This window comes from Paraburkholderia sp. GAS32 (assembly GCF_050434225.1).
GTDB classification, from domain to species: domain Bacteria; phylum Pseudomonadota; class Gammaproteobacteria; order Burkholderiales; family Burkholderiaceae; genus Paraburkholderia; species Paraburkholderia madseniana.
On the sequence record NZ_JBNPVS010000020.1, the window covers coordinates 31,719 to 46,049 of the forward strand.

Sequence of the window (14,331 nt, forward strand, 5' to 3'; positions counted from 1 at the left end):
GTTCGGTATCCTGGAAGACATCGATCGACGGGAGTGATTCGTCATGATGGGCGGCGAACAGCACAAACTTTTCTACTCTTCAACATGCGGATCATGAGCTCCGGATCAATCGCGGTGCGAGGCCGCGGTAGGGATCGATCTCGGGCCTGAGCAAGTGCGCCACAACGGTACCCGACAACGCACTCGCCTTCCCATATTTCCGCAAATCGAGAGGTGCCGCTCGTAGCGGTCAGCTCTTCGCCTGCATTGTTTTCACAAGGGCGGCTGCGGAGGCGCCTTCGAGCGACAACCCATAGCCAACTTCCTGCACGATGCGTTGCTTCAAGGGCCAAATAAAGTGTACGCGCGTGTTGCGGCGTGCCACTTCCGGCGCTTTCAAATACTGCCTCGCCAATTCCTGTGCGCGGCCAAGCGCCTGGCCGTCTGGCACGACCTCAGCAACCACCCCCCACTCGCGTGCGACCGCCGCCGTAATCGGCTGCGCGTTGAGCAGGAAAGCTTCTGCCCGTCCCGCTCCCGCGCGATAGCTCCAGGTGGTAAAGATACCGTCGCCAGGCACGACACCCGCAGCATAGTGGCCCATGTCGTGAAAGGATGCGTCTTCTGTTGCCACGATGACGTTGGCCAGCAGAACATACTCCGAGTGGATATGGGCACGCCCCTCGATGGCCGCGATGACTGGCACGCGTATATTGGCGATGTTTTCCAGGACCTGAACGCCTTCGTCATGGATCTGGCTCCAAACGTCGGGATCGGAGACGTCCTTGAAAGATGCCCAGTCAACCCCGGTCATGAAGTCCCCGCCTGCACCCGTGAGGATGACGATCTTGTTCGCCCGGTCCTGCGAAATCCGGTAGAACGCATCAACAACCTCCGTGTGGGCCTCTGCCGTGAAAGTGAGCGGGCCGCCATTGCTATGGAATTGCACGACCAGCACGCCGTCCTCATCCCGCATCAACTTCAGGTTGCGGTAGGCAGTGAAATAGTTTTCCAGATTCGTTTGCATGATGTTCTCCTATGTCCGAACTGACTGAATTATCCCTGCCAGTCTGCAGCGGGCCGACTTCACTAGATACTGTGGAAGGGCTTCTCACCAAGCCCCCTGGAGTAACGCGAGAGTTCGCCGCCTCGCTTTCGAAACACACACAATTGACCGGACGCCTGGCCGGCAAGTACCTTGCCGAACCTTGCATGAGTCCCATCCGCGAGCTGTGAAAGGACCGGCGAGCGACAACCACTCCCGCCTGCTGCTCTGCGTCAGATGAAGAACCCAGCCAACGCGCGAGCCACTGCGACAGCGTCATTTTCCATGGGGATGTGGCCCGCCTTGGGAATCCGGACAAGCTGCGTGTTCGGGATCTCTTTGGCGAAGCGCTCCGCGTGCTCGACGAGCTGGAAGCTGTCGTCTTCGCCCCAGACGAGCAGCTTTGGCGTCTGCGACGCGCGAAGGCGCGGCAACAGCTCCATCGTGTAACGATTGTCCGCCGCACCGGCCAAGGCGATCCACGACCGTGCGACGCGCGGGTCCGTCCAAGGTTCGAGATACTCGGCCACTTCGCTTTCCGTTGTTGGCCTGGCCAGTGCCGTGAGGACTGACTTGCGACGGGCAGCAAGGATATCCTCCGTCGTCGTCGCAGCGGCCACCGCCGGATCGCGGAACCGGGCAACGCCGGGCACTGGCCACGAATCGAACATCACTGCATTGACGAGCGCCAGCTTGCTGACCTCTATCGTTCCATCGACCAGCACCTCCTGCGCAATGCCCCCGCCAATGTCGTGCCCGGCGACGCCTACCGGTCCCGCGATACCGAGCGCATCCAGGAAGCGCGGCAGCCAACCCGCCAAAGCGGGAATCGAGGCATCCGCAATGGTCAGCTCGCCACCCGAGCGGCCGGAACCAGGGAAATCTACCGCGATGGGGCGTAATCCGGCAGCGGCCAGATCGTCGAGTACCGGCTGCCATACGCGGCTCCAATAGGTGCCGTGCAGCAACAACAAGACGGATCCTGCCGGGTCACCGGCGCTCAGGTAGCTGACCGGTACGCCATTCACGTCAACAGTTTTTCGTTCCATGGTGAAAATCCTCCGTTGCAGCCCGTTGTGCCGGGCGATCGAGGTGCGCGGCCTCCGCCGCGCATGGGGCACATCTTCGTTCGTGCTTTCGCGGCATCCGAAGCCCGCAGATAACGAATACGCTTAGCGAATGAACTGCTTTACGTAGTCGGCGCCGAGGCCGATCTCTTCGTAATGCCTGCGAGCCGCTTCGATTTTCGTGAACACATCTTCGTATCCCACTGCTGTGCCTTGGGGATCTACGTAGGTGTACCCGCCCGTAACATGGAACCACGTGATCATCTCAGTTACGTCCTCGGGCACGTACAGGGTGTGCGTCTCGCCTGCCGGCTCGTGTGCGTAGCCACCCTGCTCCGCAACCCAGTCGTGCTCGAGGTAATACCATCTGCCTCGCAGAACGATCGCGTGGACAGGCCCGGTATGACGGTGACGCGAGAGCACGCCGGACTGGCGCACTCTAAGTAGATTGACGTAGTAGCCCTGGCTGGCGCTGAGAAGCAGCGGCTTGAACGAAACAGTCGGCGTCATCGGCACCCAAAGGTTATCGTCCTCCAGCCATTTATCGAGTATGCCCAAGTGCACGATGTCGGGTGACATGTCAGGCGGTTGAGGCAGCTGATAAGGGATAGCACGCTCATCAGGCTTTCTTGCAGTTGTGTTGGTCATGTTACGAGACCTCCAGAAGATATCGACGCATCGAGCGCACGGGTCAGGCGGCGGACTTTACCGGCTTCGTCCACTCGTTGCCCTTCATGAACGGGTCGTACTGCGTATGTACGATGTGGTTCGTATAGTTGCTCATGACCTTCGTGGCAACGCCGAGTATCACTTCAAGCACATTCTGGCGCGTGAAGCCGGCGGCGAGAAATGCCTCGACATCCGCATCAGAAGCAAAGCCGCGTTCGCGTACGACAATCGTCGTGAAGCGATGCAGGGCTTCAAGCTTCGGATCAGGCAGCGGCTCTCCATCGCGCAGCGCGGCGATGACAGCGGGATCCATCTTGATCATCCGGGCAAGTGCCGAATGGCCGGCCATACAGTAATGGCAATTGTTTTCGAAGTTCGAGGTCAGATAGACGACCTGCTGCTCATGCGAGGTAAGCGTACTCCTGGCAAAGAGGTCCCAGAGGGCGGAGTAGCCGGCAAGGAGCTCAGGCGATTCGGCCATGTGAGACTGGAGATTCGGCACAAAGCCAAAGGTCTTTTTCGCGTCTTCCAGGGCGGGTTTCGAAGCGGCCGGTGCGGTCTCAATGGTGTATGACGGGAACGTGCTCATGATCTTCTCCAAACGGGAAATTCGTGGTGAGCAGATGATGCGCGCGGCGTCACGCTGGTAGAAGACCCTCGATACGCATAACATCCATTCCAGGCAGGCATACGACGTCTAACGCCCCCGCCACGCCTGATGTCAGACTGCGCCAGGATGCGGTAGCACATTGAGAAAGGTTGGCTCCAAGCCAGCGCTCCGGAGAAAAATGGGTGGTCTTACCGTCCGGGAACAGAATGGCAGATATCGTCAGCAGTATGCGGATATTCGCCCGCGTGGTCGAAACCGGATCCTTCACCGCCGTCGCGAAAGAAAACAACGTGACGGCTGCGCAGGTTTCGCGCGCAGTCACGGCGCTGGAGCAGCAGTTGCAGACCGTCGTGCTGCATCGCACGACGCGACACCTCTCTGTCACCGAACCCGGTGGACGCTTCTACGAGCGCGCCAAGGCGATTCTCGCAGCCGTCGACTCGGCAACCGACGAGGCTCGCAGCGCAGATTTCGCGGCGGCCGAGACGCGTGGCCGCGTGGTCGGCACGATCATGAGCGGGCTGGTGCTCGGCATTCTGCTCTCGCGTCCGATCTCGAGCTTCATCGCCGCGCAGTTCGGGTGGCGCGCGGTATTCGGCTTCGGCGCAGTCGTGATGACGCTCGTCACGGTGCTGCTGGCACTGACGCTACCGGGCCTCGGCGTGTTCGGGCTCGTCGGCACCGGCGTGCTGCTCGACTTTGCGGTGCAGATGAACCTGGTCCTGGGACAGCGCGAAATTTACCTGCTCGATCCGAAGAGCCGCAACCGTCTGAACTCGATCTACATGACGAGCGTCTTCGTCGGCGGCGCCGCCGGCTCCGCAATCGCGAGCACGCTGTACAGGCACGGCGGCTGGACTTGGGTCGCGGTCGTCGGCATGCTGTTCCCGCTGCTCGCACTCAGCCGATTTCTGTTTGCCGGAAAGCCCGCGCAATGAATAACGACCTCGTTCGAGCGCTACGCAAGGTGCGAGGCCGCGCGTCTGCCCGGTAGCGGTCCTCGTAGCGGGCTGCGCCGCAACGATGCAGGCTTTGCCCGAGGCGCCGCGTGTCGCAAAAGAGATCGGCATCCGGCAATCCATGCCAGCGAGGAAAGCCGGTTATGCCCGTGACGGCATGCTGTGGGCCGCCGCTTGCCGCGATGATGAAGGCGATCCCGGGGCGATCAATCGGCGACAGGAACGGCGACATGAAGGTAGTGGTGGCGAGCGCATCCGGACCCAACGGAAACGGATATGGCCAGTCTCTGGCCTTCTCGGGCGATGGCGCGCCGCTCCGCGGGTTCAGCGACGACGTTGCCGCGTTTCCTCCCGGCCTCGACGGCGTTGGCACGCCGATCCTGAAGCGCGGCATCGCGCCTCTTCCACGTGGCTCCGCGTTTGCTTCCCACGACACGCTGTTCCTGGCGTAGGGCGTGTGACCCGACGACGACGGCGCGCCGCATTGCGCAGAGCGCGCGGCGCGTCGTCGGCAAAATGGAGTATTTCGCGCGGGCCGGCACGCCCACGGGCTGCGGCCCTTCACTTCTGCGCCTTGCCCCAGTACACGCCATCAGCCCGTATCGTCGTTCGATCGAGAATGCGATGCTGATCCACCGAGATCGGCGTAGCCCGGTGGGCAACCCGGAAGTTGTCGGCAATGATGACGTCGCCTTCGCGCCAGTGATGGACGTAAGCGGCACCTGCGCGGGAAAGGTGATCGTTCAGATCGGTCCGCAATGCCATGAACTGTTCAGGCGTATAGCCCACGACGCCGCCGGTAAGACCGACATTGAAATAGATCGACGGCTCGCGTGTCGCAGGATGCCGCATGACGAGCGGATGTCTTATCCCGTTTCGATGCAGCGTGATGAGACCATCGATCGCGGGCTTCCTCTCATCGGGCAAGGCCCTGTACGCCTCCCGCAGATCGGCAAAAAGCGTCTCGCCGCCAGTGGCCGGTTGCGCGACCAGATACCAGATCGAGATAGGCGTGGCTTCTGCACGGAACGAGCCGTCGGAATGCCAGTAGCGGCCAACGTTCGTATGGCCTTTAGCGGGGTGGCTGGCCACGCGAAAGATTTGCGGATATTCGGCCAACTGCCCTTCGCCCGACGGAAACGTCTCGAGCGTGCCAAAGACCTCCGAGATCCTGACCTGCCCTGCAGGCGAAAGCTTCTGATTCCGGATGACCAGCAAGCCGTGCTCGAGAAGCGCCGTATGTAACCGATCCACATCGTCTTGCGTCAACGAGGTTAGATCGACCTCATCGACGTGCGCGCCGAAGCCCATATTCATTGCTCTGAACTTCATCGTTCCTCCGATTGTGCTAGCCGTTCCAGGCCTCTGCCGTTTGAATGCAGCCCTGAGCCGACGCAGAACATGCTAGCGAGGAGCAGGTCAGCGAGGTAGTGCCGGGCGCGGCATAAGATTCATTCCAGCAGGCAATGCCGCTCTACAGGGCCGGGCTTCCACCTCAACGGCGCTGGCGCCTCACTCGCCACCTTCGACGATGAAAACGCGGTACTCGGCTCCGGCATGCCGATGCGTTGCCGATGTCATCGCGTGAAGCGAAGCACTCCTCACCCGCTACAACGTGCAGCCAATTTCCTTGTGATGCGCCAGGCCGATTGCGGTCGGAAACAACTTGCGGTTGACCCGCCGAAATGCGAGTGGATGGCGTCGATTCATCGACGGAATCGGGTTGGTACTGCGTTTTACCCGCAGAACAGCGCGCCCGAACTCAAGGGCGACGGGGTCAACGGCCACTGCGCCGCCCTTGGCCTGCAAACACATTCAGGCCGCGACTTCTTCAGGCAGCGATTTGTAGTCGGTGTAGCCCCGCGCGTCGCCACCGTAGAACGTCGAGCGATCGTATCGATTGAGCGGCGCGCCAGTACGCAGTCGCTCCGGAAGATCGGGGTTCGAAATGAACATCCGGCCGAAGGCAACGAGATCCGCATGGCCATCGACAACGATCTGCTCAGCGCTCTCACCGGTGAAACCGCCGGCGGCAATGATCGTGCCCTTGTAGATTCGGCGAATGTCCTTCGAAGAGACGTCCGCGTCGGTCGTCTCCTTCTCCACAATGCCGCGAATGCGCGGTTCGATCACGTGGACGTATGCGAGGTCATACTGATTGAGCCGGCCCGCCACATAGCCGAACGTCGCATGCGGATTGCTATCGGACATGGTGCCGTAAACGCCGCTCGGCGAAAGACGGACGGCCACGCGAGCGGGACCCCACACGGAAACGACTGCATCGAGCGTATCGAATAGGAAACGAGCGCGGTTCTCGATCGAGCCGCCGTACTCGTCACTGCGATGGTTCGTGCCGTCGAGCAGGAACTGCTCGAACAGGTAGCCGTTGGCACCGTGGAGCTCAACGCCGTCGAAGCCGGCCTGCTTTGCGAGTTCAGCGCTGCGACGGAATTGCTCGACGATAACGGGGATTTCCGCGGTCTCGAGGGGGCGAGGCACGATCAGTTCCGCCTCGCTGACCTGGCCGCTCTCGTCGCGAATCGCAGCATGCTCGAGCGAACGCAACGGCGACGGGGCGACGGGTGTGACCCCGCCAGTGTTGGCAGGATGCGCCTGACGGCCCGCGTGCCACATCTGCAGAAAGATGCGTGCTCCCTTGGCATGAACGGCATCGGTCACGCGCTTCCAGCCCTTGACTTGTTCCTCGGTGTAGATCCCGGGCGCATCGACGTAAGCGATGCCGAGCTGGGACACGGCCGTCGCGTCGGTAATGAGCAGGCCACCGTCCGTCGCACGCTGTGCGTAGTACTCCACCATGAGATCACCCGGGACATTGCTCGGCTCGGTACGCATTCTCGTAAGCGGCGCGAGAACTACACGGTGTTGCAGATCGAAATGTCCGACTTTCGTACGACTGAAGAGCTTGCTCATGACGTCATCCTCGAAGAGTGTTGGGTGTCGCTATCTTGGCCGCAAGCGTCCATGTGCAGTAGAGGCCGCGAGGCAATAGCTATCATTCCGGAGTGGAATGGCAGCACATCCGGGTCAGGGCGATCCGGAACGGCACGGAGCATGAGGGACACGCACACCAAGCTTCGACGTTGTTCTCACGCATCCCGAATGAGACGAATGCATGTTGCGCGTCGGCGGTTGCCTCGAGCGAATCGTTAAACTTTGCGCGACTTATGAGGCTGAAATGAATAGGCTCACTTCGGCATGGAAAAGCAAAACTAGCGGAAGACAATAATTCGCAGAAAGTTGATTCGAATACAACACGAACGTCCGCACGCGCTGACGTCCAGCCATTGGCGCTCGCGAACGCCCGATGTCGGCGGGGCAGCCGACGTTCGGACGTCCCTGAGAGTTCGCTAACGAGCGTCCACAGTTGGCCGCACTGAGCCGGATGACGACAGTCGCTGATCGACCCACAAGGGCCCTCGACCCGTTGCTCCTTCAACGACGGCTTCCAAGGTACAGCGGACCTTCGCCCAATCGTGCCGTTCGGCGAGTTGTCGGCCTTTGCGGACGTTCGCAAGCCGTCTTGTCCCGCGCTCGGTGAAGGGGCGCTTACGAGCGAGACCTGAGACCGGAGTCAACCCGGAGCAGACGGTCGAGTTTCTTGAATTCCATACCCGATTGCTTCACACAATGGCCCAAGCGTGCCCAAGCGCAGGGCTCGCCTCGAGCGTGTCATCTGATACGACGCGAGGTCCGAGTCGGCTGCCCATCCAGCGCACTGCATCGCGTGCGCCGAATGGACAGCAGTGGGCCGGCTACTGGCCTACAAAGATCATTCCGTGCGGGGAACCCATCCCGGTATAGACCGGCGTCATTGCCCCCGTCGAAGTGTTGAGCTGCAACAGCGTGCCCTGGCCGGAGGCGTACGCCGTTCCGGCCGTAAAGCCAGCGCTTGCATCGATGCGATAGATCAACTGAGTTTTATTGTCCGACACCAGCATGAACGAACTGCCTGAAGGTGCCCAACGCGTGTCGTCCACCGGTGCAGCGTTGCCGGACAACATAAGCGGCAACACGCTCACCGACTGACTCGCACCAGGGTTCTTCAGGAACACGAGTTCGGCGTCGGCCTGACTATCGACGACCACGTTGCCGGCCGGGTCGATTGCCATCGAATCCGGATCGGTCATGTTAAGCATGACTTGCGTATTCGTTGCAATGTTCGTCGCTGCCGCATTGCCCATCAGAGCGGGCGTCAGATGAAACGTCTTGTTGTCCGGATTCAGGGTGACGGTATAAGCCGACGGCACCGAACTCACGCCTTTAGGCGCCGTTACAGTAGCGGCTCCCAGTGTAGGATGCGATGCGGACACATACACCACCCCGTTGAGCTGCTTCATGTCATCGAGTCCGCCACCATGTGCCGGCGTAACGTCAGGCGCGAGCGTTGTCTGGGTATTGGCCGTGGTATCGATCACGATCAAAAGCGGGTTCGCGTCTTCATTGGTGCTGACCCACACCGTGTGCGAATCGAACTCCATGATGCCGTCCGGGTGTCCCGGTACGTTGAACGTCTTGACGACATTGCCGTTCAGATCGTACTCGATCACCTGGCTTTGCGGCGACGTACCCGCGACTGTCGTTCCGTCCGGATTGTTATTGCTGTCTTGCGCAACGGCGAAGATGTTGCTGCCGTGCTGGACGAGATCGTCGGGCAAAAGCGTGCCGGGCGCCTTGGCAAAGACCGAAATCTTGTAGCCCGACTGAGCGGCGGTCACTGAAGCAGGAACGGCTATAGACGCGGGTGTCGCGGCGGGCGTCGATGAACTGTTGCCGCCGCATGCGGATAGCGTCGCGGCCAGACTCAGCAGGGTGACTAACTTTGTCTGAATCATTTGCATTTTCGATGATGAGATATCTTGAGGAAGTGCGGCGGGACGGCCGCGTCTTGTGAGGGCTGGGAGTTAGAAGCGGGTGCGAATGCCTGCGGTCACCGCAACTTGCGTATTCGTCGCCGACTGCGCGCCAATACCGTTGATCAACGCACCGTTCAACACGGTGCCGCTCGCGCCGTTGACATGTTGATACACGCCTTCGAGATAGAGATCCGTCCGCTTGGAGAGCGCATAGTCGCTCAGCAGGCTGATCTGGTTCCACTTGGGTTTGGCGTTCGTTGTCGCGTTGCTCAGGCGGCCATCGGTAAATGTATAGGCGCCTGAGATACGCCACGCCGGCGTCAGGTCGTAGCGCGCATTGAGTTCATAGTTGTTGAAGCTAAGGCCGCTTGCATTGCCGAACTTCGTGGGGCTCGATGGCGAGCCGGTGCTGATTGTGGTCGCACTGTCAAGCTTCGTCTGGGTCCATACCAGTCCGACGGTTGCGGCGCCAAACGAATAGTTCGCTCCCGCGCCCCAGACGCGCTGACGTTGCGCGGTGAACGGTGCGTCGGCGGACGTGCTGGTGCCGTCCAGGGCGCCGCCACTATTCACCCCGGGCTGATTGATCTCCATGTAGGCCGCCGCGACGTTCAACGGACCGGTGTTGTATGACGCGCCCAGGCTGTACAGACGGTTGTTCGCAAAGGCACCGGCCTGGTTTGAAAAGCCATAGACGCCGCCGAACTTCAGGCCACTATAGTTCGCGCTCGCATACTTGATCGCGTTGTCGACGCGAAACGAGTTATCGAGATTATCGTTGTCAAACGGGTGAGCGAACTGGGTGCCTCCATACTGCGTGCCAGTCAGGCTCATGGGTCCAAGATAGTCGACTACCGAATCGTATTGACGCCCTAGTGTCACTGAGCCGTACTGGTCTGTCGCGAGGCCCACCCAAGCCTGACGGCCGAACATACGGCCACCCTGGCCCAATTTTCCGTTGGTGATGCTGAAACCGTTCTCCAACGTGAAGATGGCATGCATACCGGAGCCGAGATCTTCGCTGCCGCGCAGTCCCCATCTGTCGGAATTGAGATTGCCACTGGTCGCCTGCACGTTGCTGTGACCTGTCGTGCCGCTGACATGTTGATTGTTCGTATACGTGACGCCGGCATCGAGAAGACCGTATAGCGTCACGCTGCTCTGCGCATGGGCCACCGTGGCCCACATTGCTGCAGACGCGAGAATTAGAGAATTGACTTTCACTTGATCATCCATCGGAAGTGGGGGAATTCGGCTCCTCTGGGTCATAGGAACCGCACGTCCCTTCCGGGCCCCGCCGCTGCGTCTGGTGCCTCGCCGCAAGATCCGGTAAGGGATCGAGCGAGTCTATCTTTGCAGTCCGCGCAATTTTTGAGCAACACTGAATTGCTCGATCGCCAGCAGCACCGGATTTCCACCGAAGGCTTGTACCGCTTGGCTGATACGATTGTGCGCCGTGGGAGATAAGAACTTTTTATGACGTCGCGTATCGGCTGTTCACCAGGCGCAACGCATTCAGTTCCGACAGACGAAATCGCCAATCCCGTGAACGCGCGCAGACGACAGCGCGTCACGCACTGACGGGTATGCGGCGAAATAGTAAAAAAGGCCCGCCGTGCGGCGAGCCTCCCTGACGTTACGGAGTGCGCGCGTATGCAGCTTGTGCGGCATCGTTGAGCGCCTGCCAGTTGAATCCTTCAAGCAACACCGCGAGCTGCAACGAGGACAGCGGCGCATTGCCCGCGTCCATCGGCGATCCCCTGGCGTCATCCGTGAGAGTCGTCTGCGTCTGCTTGGGCGCACTTACGGAACTGCGGTGTGATGTGACGGCCTGATCGATGGCAACGAGGCCAGTCAGGGTGGTGATGGCAAGAACGGTTCGGGTAGTGGCAGTAATGTGACGCAACATGTCAGGCCTCCATTCAAAAAAAGGGAAGTGAGCGAATTGCTTTCGCGTCATCATCAGGATAAGAGACCCAAGCTTATTGTCAGCTTAATAGCTGTAGATTTGTTTCACTGCCGTCTGTGAGACCGGCGAAATCCTGCTTTCGTGAGTGACCACTTCGGCCGATGAACCGTCACCGAGTTTGCTAGATTCAGTGACCGCTTTCGATGTGCTACCGACGCTCCAGTGTCCAACCGCGGCATCACGTGAACGTCGCTTCCTGGCCGTTCTCGGAAGATCCGACCGTCACCTAGGTCGCCGGCCCGCTGGGCTCACAGCTTCGCTCAGTTCGCAGTCTTCGGTGTTAGTGGTTCGAGCCCGGTCCCCTCAATCGCGGGGGCCGCGTCCGGCGATGACAGAAAACGGATCAGCGCCTCTGCGCCCGCTGGATTTTTGGCATTGGTGGCGATGCCCCCGGAAAACACCGTGTACCTTTGTACCTCCGCGGGCAAACTGCCGACCACCGTCACCCCGTCCACCGGCAACAGTTCGACGATCTGCTGAAATCCGATCTCCGCTTCGCCGTTCGCGACGACACTGGCGACCCGCTCGGCCGGGATCATGCGGCTCTTGTTCTCCACCCGCCCCTCGATACCGAGACGCCGGAATAGTTCACTGCCGATGTAGACTCCATTCGCGTCGTCCGGATAGACGATCGACTTCGCGGCGAGCAGTGTGCCCCGCAATGCGTCGACCGAGCTGATATCCGGCTTCGGCGCCCCCTCGCGAGCCGCGATGCCGATTGCCGAGCGTGCGAAGTCCACCTTGCTGCCAGACACGACCTTGCCGGCGTTGATCTGATCGTCGAGCGCATAGCCGACCACGATCAGCACGTCTGCCCACTCGCCGCGCGCAAGTCGCACAGGGATGGCATTTGCGGCCGTGCCCACCACAGGCCCCCAGACGGTGACCAGCGTATCGCCGGCCGCCTCCTCGAATTGTGGCCCCAGTGCGCGATAGGCTGACGCAAACCCGCCCGAGATCATCACCTTAACTTCATCTGCCGATGCCGCGACGCTGCCCAACAATGCGCCCGCGACGCAGAATACGAGTGCGTAAACCTTCAGCTTGCGGCAAGTCACGGCCCCGCTCCATGTCGATCGGATGACCCAGCCCAGACATGCATCGAGTCTGGACGCCACTCATGATGTTAGCCAGCAGCGCGGCATCGCGCGCAGCACCGATGCCGCTCCAATTCGGAGTCCCTCGACGCCGCCGTTTGCGCGATGGCCACTGCGCACAACCATCCCTATGTGGGACGGGCTTCGTCGACGTCGCTTTCAGCGCCTCAAACGGGTACGACGATCACTTCGAATGGGCGGAATTCGTAGTTGACATTACCCACGTCATATTAGCCCGTCAGCGCTATGCGCAAATTTGGTTCGACCGAGTAACAGCGCTCAGATATTGCTTGGCACGACGGTCAGCAGGCGACCCGAAAGAGACCGTCATACCGCCGAGTGCCCAGAGGCACAAGTGCGATGCAAAGCCGCCTTTCAGTCTCGCTTACACCCGCCGCCTAGGGAAAGCCAGCGCGGGGAAGTCACTGTCTGCGCAGCAGTATTGGAGGCTGGAACGGTATTGAGGTGCGCTCACATGATCGCGCTAATTTGCCAAGGTACGAATTCGTTTTGTCCGTAACCGTGCTGCTCACTGCGAGAACGGGTTCCCGAGGCGACATCTAGCAGCAATTCGAAAAGAACGCGGCCTAGTTGCTCGATCGTCGCTCGTCCTTCCAACAGTTCTCCGCAGTTCAGGTCTATATCATCAGACTGTCGTTGCCATAGTGCTGTGTTCGTCGCAAGTTTGACGGATGGCGCCGGCGCGCAGCCGTAAGCTGAACCACGTCCCGTCGTGAAGCAGATCAGGTTCGCACCGCCGGCCACCTGGCCCGTAGCCGACACCGGGTCGTAGCCGGGCGTGTCCATAAACACCAGACCGCGCGCCGTGACCGGCTGAGCATATTCGTACACCTCGGTCAGATTGGTAGAGCCGGCTTTCGCAATGCCTCCCAGCGATTTTTCAAGGACGGTCGTCAAGCCACCTGCCTTGTTGCCCGCAGACGGATTGTTGTTCATTTGCGCCCCTTGCCGATGCGCATACGCTTCCCACCACTTGATGCGATCAATCAGCTTCCGACCCACCTCGGGCGTTTCGGCGCGGCGCGTAAGTAAGTGCTCCGCGCCATAGATTTCGGGCGTCTCCGAGAGAATCGCGGTGCCTCCGTGTTGCACGAGTAGATCAACGGCTGCACCAAGCACGGGATTGGCGGTGATGCCGGAATACCCGTCCGACCCTCCGCATTGAAGACCGACCGTGAGATGACTTGCACCGACCGGCTCCCGCCTCACGTTGTTCGCTTCGGGCAACATGCGCCGAACCAGTTCAATACCCTTCGCGATCGTCAGTGTCGTACCACCGCTATCCTGGATCGTGAACGTTCGCAAGCGGTCGTGTTCCCGGAGTCCCTGTGTCTCAAGAAGTCGCGGGATCTGGTTCGTTTCACACCCGAGACCGATGAGCAGCACGCTTGCGAAGTTCGGATGACATGCATAGCCGCCAATCGCGCGCTGCAAGATCGCTAGACCATCGCCTTCAGAGTCGATAGCGCAACCGGACCCGTGTGTGAGTGCCACGACGCCATCGACATTCGGGAACGCGGCCAGTTCTTCGGGATGGAAGTCGCGGCGGAAATGATCAGCAATGGCTCGTGCAACCGTGGCCGAGCAGTTCACCGAGGTGAGGATCCCGATATAGTTCCGTGTGGCGACTTGCCCGTCTGCGCGGACAATGCCCTGAAATGTTGCCGGCTCATTCGACGGAACAGTCGGACGCGCGGCCTGACCGAACGCGTAGTCGCGCGCAAAATCGCCCATCGCAAGATTATGGGTATGAACATGCTGCCCCGTGCGAATTGGCTGGCTTGCAAAGCCGATTACCTGGCCGTAGCGGTGCACCGCCTCACCCTGACCGATGTCATGTGTCGCCACTTTGTGCCCGGGTGGAATCAGTCCCGACACGGTCACTGCTTCCTTGCCGAGCACCATGCCCGACACAAGCTGTTCGAGCGCGATAACAACATCGTCGGCAGGATTGAGCCGTATGACACGAGCCGACATCGACGCGGTGGATGGCTCTGAAGTGTCGGCGATATTCAACGACATGGCACTACTCCTACGTTTC

At 60.4% G+C, this 14,331-nt stretch carries 13 protein-coding genes; 2 read left to right on the forward strand and 11 right to left on the reverse strand.

The window, feature by feature from the left end; translation table 11 throughout:
- Positions 1 to 229 precede the first annotated feature (229 nt).
- The 4 genes from P3T25_RS23290 to P3T25_RS23305 all read right to left on the reverse strand — a co-directional run bounded on the left by P3T25_RS23290 (position 230) and on the right by P3T25_RS23305 (position 3,349).
- Positions 230 to 1,006 (reverse strand): enoyl-CoA hydratase/isomerase family protein, encoded by a 777-nt coding sequence (locus P3T25_RS23290; RefSeq protein WP_154562620.1) that lies wholly within the window; start codon positions 1,004 to 1,006, stop codon positions 230 to 232.
- A gap of 251 nt (positions 1,007 to 1,257) precedes the next feature.
- Positions 1,258 to 2,073 carry an alpha/beta fold hydrolase gene (locus tag P3T25_RS23295; RefSeq protein ID WP_154562618.1) on the reverse strand — a complete coding sequence of 272 codons (816 nt, stop codon included), beginning with the start codon at positions 2,071 to 2,073 and terminating at the stop codon, positions 1,258 to 1,260.
- A 123-nt stretch (positions 2,074 to 2,196) separates the two neighbouring features.
- A complete protein-coding gene (locus tag P3T25_RS23300; protein ID WP_171927809.1) occupies positions 2,197 to 2,739 on the reverse strand; it encodes a 2,4'-dihydroxyacetophenone dioxygenase family protein in 543 nt (180 codons plus the stop codon).
- Between the two features lie 43 nt (positions 2,740 to 2,782).
- Positions 2,783 to 3,349 (reverse strand): carboxymuconolactone decarboxylase family protein, encoded by a 567-nt coding sequence (locus P3T25_RS23305; protein WP_154562614.1) that lies wholly within the window; start codon positions 3,347 to 3,349, stop codon positions 2,783 to 2,785.
- A 227-nt stretch (positions 3,350 to 3,576) separates the two neighbouring features.
- On the opposite strand from P3T25_RS23305, the gene P3T25_RS23310 reads away from it, so the two are divergent.
- Together P3T25_RS23310 and P3T25_RS23315 are read left to right on the forward strand one after the other, a co-directional pair.
- Complete coding sequence (locus P3T25_RS23310) at positions 3,577 to 4,308, forward strand: MFS transporter (RefSeq protein WP_266239568.1); 732 nt, start codon at positions 3,577 to 3,579, stop codon at positions 4,306 to 4,308.
- A 164-nt stretch (positions 4,309 to 4,472) separates the two neighbouring features.
- Positions 4,473 to 4,781, forward strand: coding sequence for a hypothetical protein (locus P3T25_RS23315; RefSeq protein ID WP_171927810.1), 309 nt, complete (start codon positions 4,473 to 4,475; stop codon positions 4,779 to 4,781).
- A gap of 109 nt (positions 4,782 to 4,890) precedes the next feature.
- Here P3T25_RS23315 and P3T25_RS23320 read toward each other — a convergent pair whose 3' ends face one another.
- The 7 genes from P3T25_RS23320 to P3T25_RS23350 form a co-directional block, all read right to left on the reverse strand.
- The gene (locus P3T25_RS23320) at positions 4,891 to 5,661 is read right to left on the reverse strand and encodes a TauD/TfdA dioxygenase family protein (protein WP_154562608.1); all 771 of its coding nucleotides are present in this window, start codon (positions 5,659 to 5,661) and stop codon (positions 4,891 to 4,893) included.
- 483 nt (positions 5,662 to 6,144) lie between these two features.
- Positions 6,145 to 7,260 (reverse strand): alkene reductase, encoded by a 1,116-nt coding sequence (locus tag P3T25_RS23325; RefSeq protein ID WP_171927811.1) that lies wholly within the window; start codon positions 7,258 to 7,260, stop codon positions 6,145 to 6,147.
- A gap of 842 nt (positions 7,261 to 8,102) precedes the next feature.
- On the reverse strand, positions 8,103 to 9,182 hold the full coding sequence (locus P3T25_RS23330) for a hypothetical protein (protein ID WP_171927812.1): 1,080 nt from the start codon (positions 9,180 to 9,182) through the stop codon (positions 8,103 to 8,105).
- A gap of 69 nt (positions 9,183 to 9,251) precedes the next feature.
- Positions 9,252 to 10,427, reverse strand: a complete 1,176-nt coding sequence (locus P3T25_RS23335) for a porin (protein WP_168435791.1) — start codon at positions 10,425 to 10,427, stop codon at positions 9,252 to 9,254.
- A 412-nt stretch (positions 10,428 to 10,839) separates the two neighbouring features.
- Positions 10,840 to 11,112 (reverse strand): hypothetical protein, encoded by a 273-nt coding sequence (locus P3T25_RS23340; protein ID WP_154562600.1) that lies wholly within the window; start codon positions 11,110 to 11,112, stop codon positions 10,840 to 10,842.
- A gap of 320 nt (positions 11,113 to 11,432) precedes the next feature.
- On the reverse strand, positions 11,433 to 12,230 hold the full coding sequence (locus P3T25_RS23345) for a substrate-binding domain-containing protein (protein ID WP_171927814.1): 798 nt from the start codon (positions 12,228 to 12,230) through the stop codon (positions 11,433 to 11,435).
- Between the two features lie 510 nt (positions 12,231 to 12,740).
- Complete coding sequence (locus tag P3T25_RS23350; protein WP_266239566.1) at positions 12,741 to 14,312, reverse strand: UxaA family hydrolase; 1,572 nt, start codon at positions 14,310 to 14,312, stop codon at positions 12,741 to 12,743.
- Positions 14,313 to 14,331 lie beyond the last annotated feature (19 nt).